This is a genomic window from Cryomorphaceae bacterium 1068 (assembly GCA_027214385.1).
GTDB lineage: Bacteria > Bacteroidota > Bacteroidia > Flavobacteriales_D > Cryomorphaceae > JAKVAV01.
The window spans coordinates 289,810-305,748 of the sequence record JAPVXR010000004.1 but is presented as its reverse complement, the minus strand read 5'-3'; the positions used below and the strand labels follow the sequence as shown (position 1 = coordinate 305,748).

Genomic DNA, 15,939 nt, shown 5'->3' with positions numbered 1-15,939 from the left:
AACATGAGATCAATAAGACAAACTGCAGTGAAGATATTCAGCCTAGGGCTCATTGCTATTGCAGTAGTTGCATGCGGAGGTGCGCCCCAAGGTGATTTGCAAAAGTTGAAATCTGAGCGAGATTCTCTTAAAGTCCTTCGAGGCGAATTGGACGACAGAATTCTTGTTCTTGAGCGCGAAATAGCTGAAAAGGATTCCACCACTGAAGACAAGCTCGTAACGGGAATTGAAATAGGAAAAGATACGTTTAAGCACTTTTTTGAAGTGTACGGAAATGTGCAATCCGATAAGTCTGCAACCATCTATGCGGAAAATTCAGGGGTGATTAAGTCTATCGTAGTAAAGGAGGGACAAACCGTTAAACGAGGCCAAACATTGGTTTTACAAGATGTGGAGTTGATCGATCGAAACATGGCTGAGGTAAGAACTCAGCTTAGTCTAGCCGAAACGCTGTATGAAAAACAAAAGCGACTTTGGGAGCAGAATATTGGTAGTGAAGTGCAGTACCTGGAAGCGAAAAACCGAAAAGAATCACTTGAAAACTCTCTGGCGACGTTGAGCGAGCAAAGACAAAAATCGTCTGTTGTTGCTCCATTTGACGGGGTGGTAGACAAGATTTTCCCCAAAGTCGGAGAGTTGGTTGGAATGGCCGTACCCGTTGTAAGGCTGGTCAATACAGATGAGCTATACGTGAATGCAGACATTTCAGAGCGCTATATGGGCGACATCGCGAAAGGCGATTCGGTATGGGTGATTGTGAACAGAAACGATACCATCAAATCGGCTATTTCCAGGGTTGGAGATTACATTAATCCGGCGAACAGATCATTTGAAATCAGGGTAGATATAGGAGAAAAAGTGGCTGTTTTGCGGCCAAATTCCCTGGTGGTTTTAAAAGTGAATGATTACACCGAAGAAAGCGCGATTGTGGTTCCTTCATCTGTCATCATGCAAGATGGTGAAGGAAATGATTATGTGTTCACGCTTCAAGCGGATGAAAACAGTGATTTAGTTGCCCGAAAAACTCAGATAAAGACGGGCCCTTCACACCTTGGAAAAACTGTTGTAAAAGAAGGAATAGTTGAAGGGGATGAGCTAATCGATAAAGGTTCTCGAACGGTTAGAGACGGCGATAAAGTGAAAAAAACTACCGTATAGCGATGGCAGAAAACACAACTGAAAAAAGCGGAAAAGGCTATAAAGAGTTTGGTCTTTCATCGCTTTCCGTGGATAATAAAACCACGGTCTTCGTACTGGCAATTATTATTTTCCTCGGAGGGGTAGCCTCGTATATGGGTATGCCAAAAGAGAATTTCCCCGATGTCGTAACTCCTGAGATCTATGTAGGGACTCCTTATCCCGGAAACTCGCCGTTGGATATTGAGAAATTGATTACCCGGCCATTCGAAAAGGAAATCAACGCCATTACCGGAGTGGACGAGATAAACTCCACCAGCGTTCAAGGATATTCTACCATACAGGTGAAATTCAGCTTTGATGTGACTCCCGATGAGGCGCTACGAAAGGTAAAGGACAAGGTAGATATCGCTATGAGCGATCGAGATTTTCCGCAAGATCTTCCTGCTGACCCCAATGTTTTCGAGTTGAACTTTTCTGAGATGATACCGATAATGAACATCAACTTATCGGGTGATTTCTCCATAGAACAACTCAAGGATTATGCAGAGTACCTTGAAGACGAAATCGAAGATCTTGCTGAAATTACAGAGGTAGATATCCGTGGAGTAATGGACAAGGAAGTCAAGATTGACGTCGACCTGCTGGCCATTGAGGCGATGAAAATAAGCTTTGATGATATTGCCAATGCCATAGCACAGGAGAATGTCACCATTTCGGGAGGTGATCTTTTGGTGGATGAGTACAACAGAAACGTTCGTATTATCGGTGAGTTTCGCAATGTCGAGGAAATAGAAAACGTCATCGTAAAACGAGAGAACCAAGAGGTTGTATATCTAAAAAATGTCGCTGACGTGAGCTTTGGAGAGGAGGAAACCCAGAGTTATGCTCGTGAATACCTGAAGCCTGTGGTAATGGTCGATGTGAAAAAGCGTGCAGGCGAGAATCTTATTGAGGCTTCTGACAAAATCTCCGAAATAATAGAGAAGGCGAAAGCCGATATTTTTCCCGAAAATCTTCAAATATCCATTACCAACGATCAGAGCGACCAAACACGAACCCAAGTTGATGAGCTCTTGAACAGCATCATCTTCGGTGTATTGCTCGTTACAGGAGTCCTCTTGTTTTTCCTCGGACTCAGAAACGCACTTTTTGTAGGTATTGCCATTCCACTTTCCATGTTATTGAGCTTCTTGATTTTAGGGGCCCTTGGAGTTACGCTTAATGTAATGGTACTCTTCGGGTTGGTATTGGCCTTGGGAATGCTGGTAGATAACGGTATTGTAGTGGTTGAGAATATTTACCGACTTATGGATGAGGGATATCCGCCCATTCAGGCAGCCAAGCTAGGTGTAGGGGAGGTGGCCATACCCATTATTGCCTCTACCGCGACCACATTGGCGGCCTTTTTACCACTGGCTTTTTGGCCCGGGCTTTTCGGTGAGTTCATGTTTTTCTTGCCCATCACACTGATCATTGTTCTGTCATCCTCGCTATTTGTGGCGTTGGTGATTAATCCAATGCTGACATCGGTATATATGAAAGTGGGAGAGCCTGATATCAACAAAGGGAAAATGCTCAAGAACAGTCTTATTTTCGTTGCAGTTGGAGTTTTTCTCGATGTTATTTCTGTAGTAGCAGATCAAAGCATCTTAATGATTTTTGGGAATATTTCGCTCTTTATCGGAATCTCGGGGATTCTGAATGTTTACATCCTTACACCAGGAACCAAGCGTCTGCAGAATCAGATACTTCCAAAGCTTGAGGAATACTACAAGCGCTTTTTAGGTTACGCCCTTGATGGTAAGAGACCTTATGCTTTTGTTGGAGGAACCTTTCTCCTGCTGATCGGTTCGCTGATGCTCTTTGGGATCTTTCCTCCTAAGGTGGAATTCTTTCCCATCAACGAGCCACAGTACCTTAACATTTTCATCGAAAAGCCTATAGGTACTGATATAGAAGAGACCAATCGCACTACTCTCGAGCTTGAGAAAAGGGTGATTGAAATTTTGGATGACGACAAATATTACTACCAAAAAGACGGAGAGCGAATTCCCTTCCTTATCGAATCTGTAATCGGGCAGGTAGGTGATGGAACGAGTGATCCCGCTCAGGGTTTCTCTCAGGCCAATACGCCTCACAAAGCACGGATCACGGTCCAGTTTGTCAAATTTCAAGATCGAAGAGGACTTCAAACGAGTGATGTGTTAGAACGCATTCGCGGTGAACTTCGAGGATATCCGGGAACCCAAATTACCGTTAGTAAAAACGAAGCAGGGCCGCCACAAGGAGCCCCCATCAATATTGAAGTTCGAGGAGAAGACTACGAAAAAATCATGGCAGATGCTCAAGGGCTTAAGTCCTTTTTCCAGGATCAAAACATACCGGGAGTAGAAGAATTAAAACTCGATATAGAAACAGGTAAGCCTGAAATGCCGATCATCATCGATCGTGATAAAGCACGGAGACTCAATGTGTCAACATATCAGATCGGCGACGCTATGAGAACTGCCTTGTTCGGAAAAGAGGTGTCTACATTCAAAGACGGCGAAGATGATTATCCCATCAATGTACGCCTCCTAAAACACTACCGCGACAATGAAGACGCCTTAATGAATATGCGTTTGACTTTTCGGGACCAATCAACCGGAAAGATTGTGCAGGTGCCGATTTCTTCAGTAGCCCGTTCTGAGAAATCAAGTACTTTCAGCGCAGTAAAGCGTCGTGATCTCGACCGAGTAGTTACCATTTCTTCCAACGTTCTTACAGGGTATAACTCTACCGAAATCGTTGGAAAAATGAAGGAGATGGTGAAGGATTACGAAAGCAACCCCGACACAAAGGTTCTCTTCACCGGACAGCAGGAAGAGCAAGCCAAAGAACTTGACTTCCTCACAACGGCTTTGGCGCTAGCCCTTTTTATGATCATAATCATTATCACGGCTCAGTTTAATTCTATATCAACGCCCTTTATTATAGGATTTGCGGTGCTTTTCAGCTTGATCGGCGTATTCCTTGGTTTGGTCATTTTCAGCATGGACTTCATCATCATCATGACCATGATCGGGATTATCTCCCTGGCGGGAATTGTGGTAAATAATGCCATCGTTTTGATTGACTACACCAACTTAATTCGAACCAGACGTAAGGAAGAGCTCAACTTACCTTTGGATGAAAAACTCCCGTTTGAAGAAACGGTTTATGCCATTATCGAAGGAGGTAGAACCAGACTGCGTCCCGTTTTGCTCACGGCCATTACCACAATTTTGGGGTTGGTTCCGTTGGCAATAGGCTTGAATATTGACTTCTTTAGCTTGGTGAGTGAGTTAGATCCGAAGATTTATGTGGGAGGAGATAATGTGATCTTTTGGGGTCCGATGTCATGGACGATCATCTTCGGCTTGTCGTTCGCGACATTTTTAACATTGGTGATTGTCCCCGTGATGTATTTGATATTAGCAAAGATCAAGTACAGGTTCATTCACAAGAAAGATACAAGCTATTCGATTGATCGATAGGGATTAAACAAAAATACAAAAGGGAAAGTCTCAAACGGCTTTCCTTTTTTTTTGCATTTTTTAATCAGTGAGGAACCGGTCTGAGTAGCTTATTTCTAGAGTTCTTAGCAACATTTATTTTTTACTTTTGTTAATTGCCTACTAATGCCGACTCTATGAGTGAATATAAAGCAGGTCATCTTCTCGACCAAGTCGAAATTCCCGCTGACTTACGTTCAAAAATCAAGGAGCAAGAACTCGAAGAGTTTAGCGCTCAACTTCGCGATTACATCATCGATGTCGTATCAACCAAAGGTGGTCACTTCGGTGCGAGTCTTGGCGTTGTAGAGCTCACGGTGGCGCTTCATTATGTATTCAACACGCCTTACGATCAATTGGTCTGGGATGTGGGGCACCAGGCCTACGGCCATAAATTATTGACAGGTCGTAGAAAGAATTTTCATACCAATAGAAAGTACGGAGGTCTCAGTGGTTTCCCTAAAAGATCAGAAAGTGAGTATGACACATTTGGCGTAGGGCACTCGTCTACATCTATTTCGGGAGCTTTGGGAATGGCGGTAGCTAGCAGGCTAAAAGGCGAATTTGACAGACAGCACATTGCAGTTATTGGTGATGGATCGATGACGGCAGGTTTGGCTTTTGAAGGACTCAATCACGGTGGAGTAGAGGATACCAACCTCTTGGTGGTTCTCAATGACAATTGCATGTCGATCGACCCCAACGTGGGCGCATTAAAAGAATATTTGACTGACATCACCACTTCTCACACTTACAACAAGGTGAAGGATGAGGTATGGCAGTTATTGGGTAAGATTTCGAAGTTTGGGCCAAATGCTCAGGCCATTGCCCAAAAAGTAGAGCACGCGGTAAAGTCTTCTTTGCTCAAGCAGAGCAATATGTTTGAGTCTCTCAACTTTCGCTACTTCGGCCCGGTAGACGGGCACGATGTAAATCACTTGGTAAAGGTGATGGAAGATTTGAAAGACATTCCCGGCCCGAAAATTCTTCATGCCCTTACGGTAAAAGGAAAAGGCTACGAGCACTCTGAGAAAGGCTCGCCGACTGTTTGGCATGCGCCCGGACTCTTCAATAAGGAGACTGGAGAAATCATTAAAGTCGTTCCGAAAAGTCCTCAGCCACCGAAGTACCAAGATGTATTCGGACATAGCATTGTGGAGCTTGCCGAGAAGAATGATAAGATAGTTGGGATTACTCCCGCAATGCCTTCGGGTTCTTCTTTGAAAATAATGATGGAAGCCATGCCCGATCGCGCTTTTGACGTTGGAATCGCCGAGCAACACGCGGTTACATTTTCGGCAGGATTGGCAACTCAGGGAATGATTCCTTTTTGCAATATCTACTCCAGCTTTATGCAGCGTGCTTACGATCAAGTGGTGCACGATGTGGCTCTGCAGAATCTGAACGTGGTATTCTGTTTGGACAGAGCAGGATTTGCTGGAGCCGATGGGCCGACCCATCATGGTTCATACGATTTGGCTTATTTCCGAGCTATTCCAAATATGATTGTAAGCGCTCCGATGAACGAGAGCGAATTGCGGAATATCATGTACACCGCCCAAATGAAAGAGCACGGCCCGTTTAGCATTCGCTATCCGCGTGGACAAGGAGTGATGACCGATTGGAAAACGCCGTTTAAAGAAATTAAGATCGGAACGGGTCGCCGTGTGAAGAATGGAAGTGACCTGGCTATTTTGAGTATAGGGCATCCGGGTAACTTTGCCGTGAGCGCCGCTGAGAAACTCGAAAAAGAAGGACTTGATGTGGCCGTCTACGATATGCGTTTCGTAAAGCCACTCGACGAGATTTTACTCCATGAAGTATTCTCCAAGTTCGACAAAGTCATCACTGTAGAAGACGGCTGTTTGATGGGTGGACTAGGAAGTGCGGTGCTGGAATTTATGGTAGACCACGGTTATTCCGCCAAAGTGAAACGCCTGGGTATTGAAGACAAATGGTTCGAACATGGAAGCCAAGATCAACTCTACACCGAAGCTGGTTTTAATGTGGATGATATTGCCGCTACGGCTGAAGAAATGCTCGCTGAAAAGCTGCAAAAGCTGAATAAGGTTTCAGCGGGGTAGTTTGCTAAAAGACTTAAAATGAAAAAGGGCACCTGTTTCTACAACAGATGCCCTTTCCTTTTTCCAATCAGATTTAAAACCTAAACCGGTTTTATTTTAAAGTCTTCCAAAAACTTCGTTGTGAAATTTCCTTTCTTGAAGTTCTCATCTTCGAAGAGTTGAATATGGAAAGGAATGGTGGTTTTCACCCCTTCAATGATGTATTCGCTCAAAGCGCGGTGCATTTTCTTAATAGCCTCTTCACGAGTCTGTGCCACTACGATCAATTTTGAAACCATCGAGTCATAATTCGGCGGAATGGTATAGCCCGAATACACATGCGTGTCAATTCGTACTCCATGACCTCCGGGAGAATGATAATCCATCACCCTTCCTGGTGAAGGCCTGAAATCATTAAAAGGATCTTCTGCGTTTATCCGGCATTGGAATGAATGCATCTTGGGTTCATAATTATGCCCGCTGATTGGCACTCCTGCCGCAATTTTGATTTGCTCCTTGATAAGGTCAAAATTGATCACTTCTTCCGTAATGGTATGCTCCACCTGAATTCGGGTGTTCATTTCCATAAAATAGAAGTTGCGGTGCTTGTCTACCAAGAATTCAACCGTTCCGACTCCTTCGTAGTTTACAGCAGCTGCAGCTTTGATGGCGGCTTCTCCCATTTTTTTTCGAAGAGCCTTTGTCATAAACGGCGAAGGTGTTTCTTCTACTAACTTTTGGTGCCTACGCTGAATCGAGCAGTCCCGCTCGCTCATGTGGCAGAAAGTACCGAACTGGTCACCTGCTACTTGAATCTCGATATGGCGCGGTTCTTCGATGAATTTCTCCATGTAGATACCGTCGTTACCAAATGCAGCTGAGGCCTCTCTCTGGATATCCTCAAAATGCTTTTGAATTTCTTCTTCTTTCCAAACAACACGCATTCCTTTTCCACCGCCTCCGGCAGTGGCTTTCATCATTACCGGAAGGCCAATTTCTTTGGCCATTTTGCGGGCGTGATTTCCATCTTTCAGGAGGCCTTCAGAACCGGGTACGCAAGGTACTCCCGCTGCCAACATTGTGGATTTAGCTGTTGCTTTGTCTCCCATCCCTTCAATCTGTTCAGGGGTTGCCCCGATGAACTTGATACCATTTTCTCCACAAATCCGCGAGAACTTGGCATTCTCCGAAAGGAAGCCATAGCCGGGATGGATAGCATCGGCATTGGTGATTTCCGCTGCAGCGATGATATTAGGGATCTTCAGGTAAGATTCAGAACTGGGAGCAGGGCCTATGCAAACGGCCTCGTCAGCAAATCTAACCGGCAGGCTATCCGCATCTGCCTTACTGTAAACGGCCACCGTTTTGATGCCCATTTCTTTACAAGTACGTATCACCCTCAAGGCTATTTCACCTCGATTGGCAATCAGGATCTTCTTAAACATAAGTTTCGGTTTGATTAAGACGGATCGATCAAGAATAGAGGTTGATCATATTCTACGGGAGTAGCATCGTCTACTAGGACTTTTACTACTTTTCCTTCTACTTCAGCTTCAATTTCATTGAAGAGTTTCATGGCTTCGATGATACAAACCACTTTTCCTTTCTTTACGTCATCACCTACAGAGATGAATGCATCCTTGTCCGGACTGGAAGACCGATAGAAAGTACCGATCATAGGGGACTTAACGGTAATGTAGTTGGAGTTATCGTCTGCCTTTTCTTCCTTCGGTGCACTAGGCGTCGCCGGGGCTGGTGAGGGAGCTGCTTGAGGCTGCACCATTTGTTGAGGCGCTGCCATCATTTGAGGCATTGCCATGGGCATTTGAGGCTGCACAAAAGCATCTGCTTGCGCAGTTGCTCCTTTTCCTCTCTTCTTCGTAGGGTCAGATTTTATGGTGATCTTAAAATTGGACTGCTCAATTTCTACTTCCGTAACGCCTGAGCGAGATACGAATTTGATCAAATCTTGAATTTCAGTAAGTTTCATTGGTCAAACTGTTGTTTTGCTAAAGATAAAAATGTTTGATTAGTTAGAGTCGTATGCCCATTTTAGGTAAACCGACCCCCAAGTAAAGCCACCACCAAAGGCGGCTAATATAATATTGTCTCCTTTTTTCAATTTATTCTCCCATTCCCAAAGGCAAAGTGGGATGGTGCCGTTGGTAGTATTTCCATACTTCTGAATGTTGATCATCACTTTGGAATTATCAACACCCATTCTGCGAGCTGTTGCATCGATGATGCGCAAATTTGCTTGATGAGGAACCAACCAACTCACGTCATCACTTTCTAACTCATTGCGCTTCATGATCTCTTCAGCGACATCAGCCATTTTGCTCACCGCGAATTTGAAAACCGTTTTCCCTTCTTGAAAAACAAAGTGTTCCTTATTTTCAACTGTTTTGATAGAAGCAGGGTTAAGTGAGCCACCCGCTTTTTGGTGCAAAAATTCTCTGCCGCTTCCGTCACTGTGAAGAATCGAGTCTTGAACTCCCAAACCTTCATCGCTTGGCTCAACCATGACAGCACCTGCGCCATCACCAAAAATGATGCATGTAGCGCGATCTTCGTAATCGATTATCGAACTCATCTTGTCGGCTCCTACGACGACTACCTTTTTGTATTTCCCTGTTTCAATGAATTGGGAAGCTGTTGATAATGCATAGATGAATCCACTGCATGCAGCCATGAGGTCATATGACCAGGCATTGACGAGTCCACATTTATCTGAAATAATATTTGCTGTAGATGGAAAAAGGTGATCAGGTGTCGCAGTTGCACAGATTAAAAGATCAACTTCTTCAGGTGCGACTCCACTTTTTTCTAGGAGTCGATTTACTGCTTCCGCTCCCAAGTCGCTGGTGGCTTTGGTAGGATCTTTTAGAATTCGTCTTTCTTCAATTCCCGTTCTGGTCTTGATCCATTCATCGTTGGTATCGACCATTTTTTCCAAGTCAGCGTTCGTCAGCCTATCTTCCGGAACGTAACCTGATACGGCAGTAATTGCAGCCTTTGTATTGCTCATAAGGGTTGCAGCTAAAATTTACAATTCGCCAAAGTTAGAAAACTTATCGACCTGCTCTGCGTTGCGGCTAATGGGAGGGGTAATAACGAAAAAAATCAGCCCATTCGAGCTGATTTAATTCAATATTGTTGTTTAGGCTTAAGCTTCCGCTTTCTCCATAACTACTTGGCCCTTGTAGTACAATTTGCCTTCGTACCAGTGAGCGCGGTGATAAACGTGAGCTTCACCTGTGGTCTTATCAACCGCCAAAGTTGGGGCAGATGTTTTGTAGTGAGTTCTGCGCTTGTCTCTTCTCGTTTTGGAGATTTTCCGTTTAGGATGTGCCATTTCGCCTTGTTTTTATTACTTCAATTTTTTTAATGCTTCCCATCGTGGGTCTATGTCGTCATCTTCGTTTCCTTCATTTCCGCTCAATCTGCTGAGTGCATCTTGGTCGCAATCTTCTAGTGATTCGTGAGTCGATTTGAGAGGCATATTCAAAACAAACATCTCGTAAATTCGATCTGAGACATCCAGTTCATGCTCGTTGGGCAACAAAACGATGATATCATCGATATCCGCTGGTTTTTCTTCGCCGTACTTTACAATTACCTTATCGGCACACTCAAGATGTAACTCCATCGTGTCGCCGCAGCGATCACACGGAACTTCACCTGTGCCATCGGCGGTGAAATTAAGTATGATCATGTTTGATGTCTTCTCAAGTAATAGCTTAACCCGAATATTCGGATTATCAAGCAGTTCACTATCGAAGGATTCAAAGAACGATCGGTTCAATTCAAATTCGTAATTATGAATCCCCGGCTTTAAACCGTAAATGGGTATTACGTACTCCTTCATGACCTTTCCCATAGAGGGGCGGCAAAGGTAGATAAATTTTGAATAAACAAAAAAGGAGAATGACTATTCTTTTTTACTCACTTCCAGAGCATTTGCAGCGAGCTGTCTGTTTTCAGTCCTGTTTCTGTATATGTCGCATGCCATATAAATGGCTTGCCTGAAGCTTTGCTCGCTGGCTACGCCTTTTCCAGCTATGTCGTAGGCAGTTCCGTGAGAAGGGGAAGTGCGTACAATTGGCAGTCCGGCTGTGTAGTTCACACCGTATTCTCCCGCAATAGATTTGAAAGGAATCAAACCTTGATCGTGATACATGGCAAGTACAGCATCAAACTTTTTGAAGGAGCTACCGGCAAAAAAGCCATCAGCCGGATAAGGACCGAAAGCAAAAACGCCTTGTTCATTTGCTTCGTTGATGGCTGGAGTAATCACATCTTTTTCCTCCATGCCCAGCAAGCCATTATCTCCCGCATGAGGATTGAGGCCCAAAACGGCAATTTTTGGTTTCTGTAAGGTGAAGTCGACTCTCAAAGACTTGTCCATAGCCAGAAGCTTCGCAACAATCTGCTCTTTCGTCACCTTTTCGCTTACTTCTTTCAAAGGGATATGTCCGGTTACCACACCAACACGAAGATTTTCGGAGCACATCAGCATCAAGGCTTGGTCTACATTGCTGTATTTGGCTAAGTATTCTGTGTGACCGGGAAAGTCAAACCCCTTTTGCTGAATATTCTTCTTGTTGATGGGAGATGTGATCAAAACATCCAGTTTATTTCCCGCCAGATCTTTTACCGCAGCTTCCAAGGACATGAATGCAAGCTTACCTGCTATTTCCGTCACTTCGCCCGGAGAGACAGGTAGCTCTTGTTTTGTAAGAGAAACGAGATTCACTTTTTTGGGAATGGCATCCGCAGCATCTTTAATTCCGTGAAAGGAAAACTGCTCTATTTCCAATTCTTTTTTATAGGTATTGAGCACTCGATTTGAACCATAAACTACTATAGTTAAATCTTGTGCAAGTCTATTGTCAGATACTGTCTTCAGGATAATTTCGGGACCGATCCCGTTCATATCTCCGAGCGTAATACCTACGCGTATTTTTTCAGTACTCATGCGCTCAGTTTTTTGAAGAATTCATAAAGTAAATGCACTCCGAAACCAGTTGCCCCTTTAGGCAAATATCCCCTTGAGGAGGGAAGAAAAGCAGGCCCGGCTATGTCGAGGTGCATCCAAGGATAGTCAGTAAATTTTTGCAGAAACTTGCCCGCTATGATAACGTCGGCCATAGGAGATGGTCCCAAATTTCGAGTATCTGCTATATCGCTGTGTAAGTCCGTTTCATAATCATCCCAAAGTGGAAATTCAACCAAACGTTCGTTTGAATCGAAACCCGCATTGATCAAAATCTTTTTGGTTTTTTCATCGGCTGTTCCCATAGTCGCGGCGGCATAATTTCCAATGGCGCGCATTGAGGATCCTGTCAACGTAGCCAAATCCATTACAAGAGATGGATGGTACTGCTTGGCATAAGCCAAAGCATCGGCCATCACCAGGCGACCTTCAGCATCGGTATTCATCACCTCAACTTGAGTTCCGTCATACATGGTAATAACGTCGCCGGGTCCGTAAGCGTCTGGTCCGGGTTGGTTATCTGTAGCTGGAATCAGCCCGATAATATGAAGAGGCAAGTTATTTAATGCACTTGCATGAATAGCTCCGGCTACTGCTGCGGCTCCGCCCATGTCACATTTCATGATATCCATTGAATTGGCCGTGGGCTTCAAACTTAAACCTCCGGTATCATAAACGATTCCTTTACCGACTAAAACTATCGGTTTGTCGTTGACAGCATTTTTGGGTTTGTACTCGATAATAGAGAAAGTCGGTTCTTTCGTGCTACCTTGATTTACGCTAAGTAAACCACCCATTTTGAGCGATTTGATACGAGCCTTTCCTAATACTTCAACGCTGTATCCAACCCTTTTCCCGGCATTGACAATGCGCTGGGCGAGTTCTTTTGCCGTGAGAATATTGGCTGGTTCATTGACCAAGTCTCGTGAGAAGAATATGGCTTCCGTTAGGCCACTCAACTCTTTTATCTCTTCATTGGAAGCGAATAGAATCGAAATTCTCTCCAATGAGTAGGGGTTACCTTCTTTTTTGTAGATCTCAAATCGGTAATCTTTAAGAGCTATACCAAGGGCAACGAAAGAGGCGCCTTCGCCTGCCAGCTCAACATCCTTCAACCTTTGTCTGGATAATTCTTCCCACACGGATGCTCCGAATTGACGCAGTTGTTCGGATTTATTTTTCCCGGATTCTAAAGGAGCTCCTTGGATCAGAAAAAGATCCCCATCAGAGATGGTTCTTACTTTTTGACCTTTATGGAACCCGGCCTTTAGGGACTTTTCACCATCATTTGTAATACTATCGGCTACGCTCTTGGGAAGTGTTGTTCCTAAAAAGCAAATAGGACTTTTGCCGGATAAGTTTTTTAGCTTTTTATAGATCGGAGGCATTCATTTCTTTTTGGGAACACAAAACTAACTTTTTCCAATTGATCATAAGTTGAGTGAACCGGGCGTAATTTTTGATATTAGAGAATAGACGAAGGTTTAATTTCGTTCTTCTTTTGCTACTTTTAGATCATTGAATTTTCAGGAATTGAAAAGAATTCTTTTTGTACTCGTTGTCATGCTGTTTTCGCTCCTTGCGAATGCAACCCATAATAGGGCAGGGGAGATTACATACAGACATGTTTCAGGAAATACTTACGAGTTTACAGTTTACACTTACACGAAAACCTCTGCACCTGCAGACAGGCCTTGGTTGCCAATTGTGTGGGGTGATGGAAGTCCTGCTGATAGCTTGGAGCGAATACAAATCAATTCATTTCCGGACAGGGACTCGCAAGAGAATGTTTATATCAAGCAGCACACTTTTCCAGGCTCGGGAGAATATGATATTTGCATAACTGACCCGAATAGAAACGGGGGTATCCTCAATATCGATAATGGAAATTCCCTTTTTGTTGTTTTTGCTATCCAAACACAGCTGAGAATATCAGCAGCCTTCGCGGCCAATAATTCCGTTCGATTCACTAACCTCCCTCTTCAAGACGCCTGTAAGTTTCAGCCTTGGGTGTATAATCCCGGGGCAGTTGATACAGATGGCGACAGTTTGTCATTCAAATTGGTTCCAAGTATGGGTGCGGGTTGTGAACCATTTGAATTAGGTTTTTTTGTTTATCCGGACGAGATAGACGCAATAGCCGGGTCTCCGGATCCTACCAACAACATTAGTATTGATCCTCTAACAGGAACGATTGTTTGGGAATCACCGCAGCGAAACGGAGAGTACAATATTGCTTTCATAGTAGAAGAATGGAGAAACGGTGTGAGGTTAGGACAGGTAATGCGCGATATGCAGATAGTCGTTGACGACTGTGCCAATCTTCCTCCCGAGATTGGCTTCATACCTGATACCTGCATAGAGGCCGGTCAAAACCTGAGTTTTGAAATTACAGCCACTGATCCGGAAGGTTCTAATTTGGAGATAGCTGCTTTCGGGCTGCCGTTTGAAGTCGAAAATGAGGCGACGCTTGACCAAGATGGGATGATGCCTCCTGTGCAAGCAGAGTTCTCTTGGGACACGGAGTGTCAAAATGTGCGGTTGCAGCCATATCAAGTGACCTTTCAGGTGACTGATAATGGTCCGGGTGTGCCTCTTGTAGATATCACAACAATGAATATTACCGTGGTGGCGCCTGCTCCTGAAAACCTGCAAGCGGAAGCCTTGGGTAGTTCCATACAGCTCAATTGGGAGCCATCGCCCTGCAGCGAGGCGATCGGATACAAGATTTATCGACGCGTTGGTTCTTTTGGCTTTGAGCCCGGTCAATGTGAAACAGGTGTTCCTGAATACACCGGGTTCACTTTGATTGATACTACGTTAGGTCTAAACAGCACCTCTTTTTTAGACGATGACGAAGTCCTTTTTGGTAGACAGAATTGCTACATGGTCGTGGCTTGTTTTCCCGATGGCGCAGAGAGTTATGCCAGCAATGAAGCTTGTGCGGAGATTATTTTTGGAATCCCGATCATTAAGAAAAATAGTGTGGGTGTCACTGCTATTGCAGGGGTTGATACTGTAAGTTGGAGAAATCCTATTGATCTGGATCTCGATGTTTTTCCAGGGCCATATCAATACAGGTTGTTACGCTCGGCAGGATATGAAATGGCTGAAGATGTGATTTTTGAATCGCCCATTGAAAGTAATTTGGACGATTTGCAAACGAGTTTTACCCCTCCTCCTTTTACCAATACCGTCGATACCGCAAATACTTACAGAGTGGAGTTGTATAGCAATGGTGAATTTGCAGCTCGCTCAAATTTGGCTTCGAGTATTTTTCTAACGCTGATTCCGAATGACAATCAAATTGAAGTCACGTGGCGCGAAGAAAACCCTTGGCTCAATTTTGAATATGATATCTACAGAAGAGCCGATGGTGAGGCCGATTTTGAACTTCTCGCTACCATCGATACAGTGGGGTATTTGGACCTGAATTTGCGCAACAATCGTGAGTATTGTTACTACTTGGTGGCGAAAGGGTCTTATTTTGCAGATTTGGAGAATGACACATTGATCAATTTTTCTCAAAGGACTTGCTCCGCACCTTATGATCGGAATCCACCCTGTCCACCTGAGCTTTTCGGTGATGCTGATTGTGTTGATCTCTTTGTGGATTTGGAGTGGACCAATCCGAATGTAGAATGCGAGGATACGGACGATGTAACTGGGTATAACGTCTATTACTCAGCTACTGAAGGGGGGAATCTTGAACTACTGGAATCCTTCCAAGGTGAATTTTCGACGACACTTTTCAGAGACTTGGTTCAAGAGAATTCAATTTCGGGCTGCTATGCCATCACCGCATTAGACTCATTATCTGAATGGCCTGACGGGAGCTTTATTCAAAATGAAAGTGAGTTTAGCAATATCGTTTGCTTTGATAATTGTCCTGAATATGCTTTTCCGAATGTATTCACTCCAAACGGCGATGGGAGAAACGATCTTCTAATCCCTTTCCCGATAAGGGCTATAGATTCGGTAGAGTTTTCCGTATTCAACCGTTGGGGTGGTATAGTCTTCGAATCTACTGATCCGCAAATTCTTTGGAATGGTGAAAACATTCAGGGCGATGGGGTGGTTACTGACGGTACTTACTTCTATGTTTGTCGGGTATTTACCCAAAGACTCACAGGTATAGAACCGATTGATCTTTCCGGCTACATTACCATCTTTGCCGAGAAAGGAAACACCCTAGATTAACCCCGAC

11 protein-coding genes are annotated in these 15,939 nt (G+C 44.2%); 4 read left to right on the top strand and 7 right to left on the bottom strand.

Annotated elements, in window-relative coordinates:
- Positions 1 to 3 precede the first annotated feature (3 nt).
- From O3Q51_08190 to dxs, 3 genes are all read left to right on the top strand, one after another.
- Positions 4 to 1,158, top strand: a complete 1,155-nt coding sequence (locus O3Q51_08190) for an efflux RND transporter periplasmic adaptor subunit (GenBank protein MCZ4408783.1) — start codon at positions 4 to 6, stop codon at positions 1,156 to 1,158.
- 2 nt (positions 1,159 to 1,160) lie between these two features.
- Complete coding sequence (locus tag O3Q51_08185; GenBank protein MCZ4408782.1) at positions 1,161 to 4,655, top strand: efflux RND transporter permease subunit; 3,495 nt, start codon at positions 1,161 to 1,163, stop codon at positions 4,653 to 4,655.
- Between the two features lie 155 nt (positions 4,656 to 4,810).
- Positions 4,811 to 6,757: a 1-deoxy-D-xylulose-5-phosphate synthase gene (gene dxs, locus O3Q51_08180; GenBank protein MCZ4408781.1), complete on the top strand. Its 1,947-nt coding sequence runs from the start codon at positions 4,811 to 4,813 to the stop codon at positions 6,755 to 6,757.
- Positions 6,758 to 6,837: 80 nt separating this feature from the next.
- Here dxs and accC read toward each other — a convergent pair whose 3' ends face one another.
- The 7 genes from accC to O3Q51_08145 all read right to left on the bottom strand — a co-directional run bounded on the left by accC (position 6,838) and on the right by O3Q51_08145 (position 13,120).
- Positions 6,838 to 8,181: an acetyl-CoA carboxylase biotin carboxylase subunit gene (gene accC, locus O3Q51_08175; protein MCZ4408780.1), complete on the bottom strand. Its 1,344-nt coding sequence runs from the start codon at positions 8,179 to 8,181 to the stop codon at positions 6,838 to 6,840.
- A 14-nt stretch (positions 8,182 to 8,195) separates the two neighbouring features.
- The gene (gene accB, locus O3Q51_08170) at positions 8,196 to 8,726 is read right to left on the bottom strand and encodes an acetyl-CoA carboxylase biotin carboxyl carrier protein (GenBank protein MCZ4408779.1); all 531 of its coding nucleotides are present in this window, start codon (positions 8,724 to 8,726) and stop codon (positions 8,196 to 8,198) included.
- 39 nt (positions 8,727 to 8,765) lie between these two features.
- On the bottom strand, positions 8,766 to 9,764 hold the full coding sequence (locus tag O3Q51_08165; GenBank protein ID MCZ4408778.1) for a ketoacyl-ACP synthase III: 999 nt from the start codon (positions 9,762 to 9,764) through the stop codon (positions 8,766 to 8,768).
- Between the two features lie 138 nt (positions 9,765 to 9,902).
- Positions 9,903 to 10,091: a 50S ribosomal protein L32 gene (gene rpmF, locus O3Q51_08160; GenBank protein MCZ4408777.1), complete on the bottom strand. Its 189-nt coding sequence runs from the start codon at positions 10,089 to 10,091 to the stop codon at positions 9,903 to 9,905.
- Positions 10,092 to 10,106: 15 nt separating this feature from the next.
- Positions 10,107 to 10,604 (bottom strand): DUF177 domain-containing protein, encoded by a 498-nt coding sequence (locus O3Q51_08155; GenBank protein ID MCZ4408776.1) that lies wholly within the window; start codon positions 10,602 to 10,604, stop codon positions 10,107 to 10,109.
- A gap of 63 nt (positions 10,605 to 10,667) precedes the next feature.
- Positions 10,668 to 11,714: a 4-hydroxythreonine-4-phosphate dehydrogenase PdxA gene (pdxA, locus tag O3Q51_08150; GenBank protein MCZ4408775.1), complete on the bottom strand. Its 1,047-nt coding sequence runs from the start codon at positions 11,712 to 11,714 to the stop codon at positions 10,668 to 10,670.
- Positions 11,711 to 13,120 (bottom strand): leucyl aminopeptidase, encoded by a 1,410-nt coding sequence (locus O3Q51_08145; protein ID MCZ4408774.1) that lies wholly within the window; start codon positions 13,118 to 13,120, stop codon positions 11,711 to 11,713. The genes pdxA and O3Q51_08145 overlap by 4 nt, the downstream gene beginning before the upstream one ends.
- A gap of 145 nt (positions 13,121 to 13,265) precedes the next feature.
- On the opposite strand from O3Q51_08145, the gene O3Q51_08140 reads away from it, so the two are divergent.
- Positions 13,266 to 15,932 (top strand): gliding motility-associated C-terminal domain-containing protein, encoded by a 2,667-nt coding sequence (locus O3Q51_08140; protein ID MCZ4408773.1) that lies wholly within the window; start codon positions 13,266 to 13,268, stop codon positions 15,930 to 15,932.
- Positions 15,933 to 15,939: the final 7 nt, after the last annotated feature.

What these genes read in the sequence shown, in the direction of transcription:
- O3Q51_08190 (MCZ4408783.1), top strand. Translation starts at nt 4, where the DNA reads ATGAGATCAATAAGACAAACTGCAGTGAAGATATTCAGCCTAGGGCTC.
- O3Q51_08185 (MCZ4408782.1), top strand. Translation starts at nt 1,161, where the DNA reads ATGGCAGAAAACACAACTGAAAAAAGCGGAAAAGGCTATAAAGAGTTT.
- dxs (MCZ4408781.1), top strand. Translation starts at nt 4,811, where the DNA reads ATGAGTGAATATAAAGCAGGTCATCTTCTCGACCAAGTCGAAATTCCC.
- accC (MCZ4408780.1), bottom strand. Translation starts at nt 8,181, where the DNA reads ATGTTTAAGAAGATCCTGATTGCCAATCGAGGTGAAATAGCCTTGAGG.
- accB (MCZ4408779.1), bottom strand. Translation starts at nt 8,726, where the DNA reads ATGAAACTTACTGAAATTCAAGATTTGATCAAATTCGTATCTCGCTCA.
- O3Q51_08165 (MCZ4408778.1), bottom strand. Translation starts at nt 9,764, where the DNA reads ATGAGCAATACAAAGGCTGCAATTACTGCCGTATCAGGTTACGTTCCG.
- rpmF (MCZ4408777.1), bottom strand. Translation starts at nt 10,091, where the DNA reads ATGGCACATCCTAAACGGAAAATCTCCAAAACGAGAAGAGACAAGCGC.
- O3Q51_08155 (MCZ4408776.1), bottom strand. Translation starts at nt 10,604, where the DNA reads ATGAAGGAGTACGTAATACCCATTTACGGTTTAAAGCCGGGGATTCAT.
- pdxA (MCZ4408775.1), bottom strand. Translation starts at nt 11,714, where the DNA reads ATGAGTACTGAAAAAATACGCGTAGGTATTACGCTCGGAGATATGAAC.
- O3Q51_08145 (MCZ4408774.1), bottom strand. Translation starts at nt 13,120, where the DNA reads ATGCCTCCGATCTATAAAAAGCTAAAAAACTTATCCGGCAAAAGTCCT.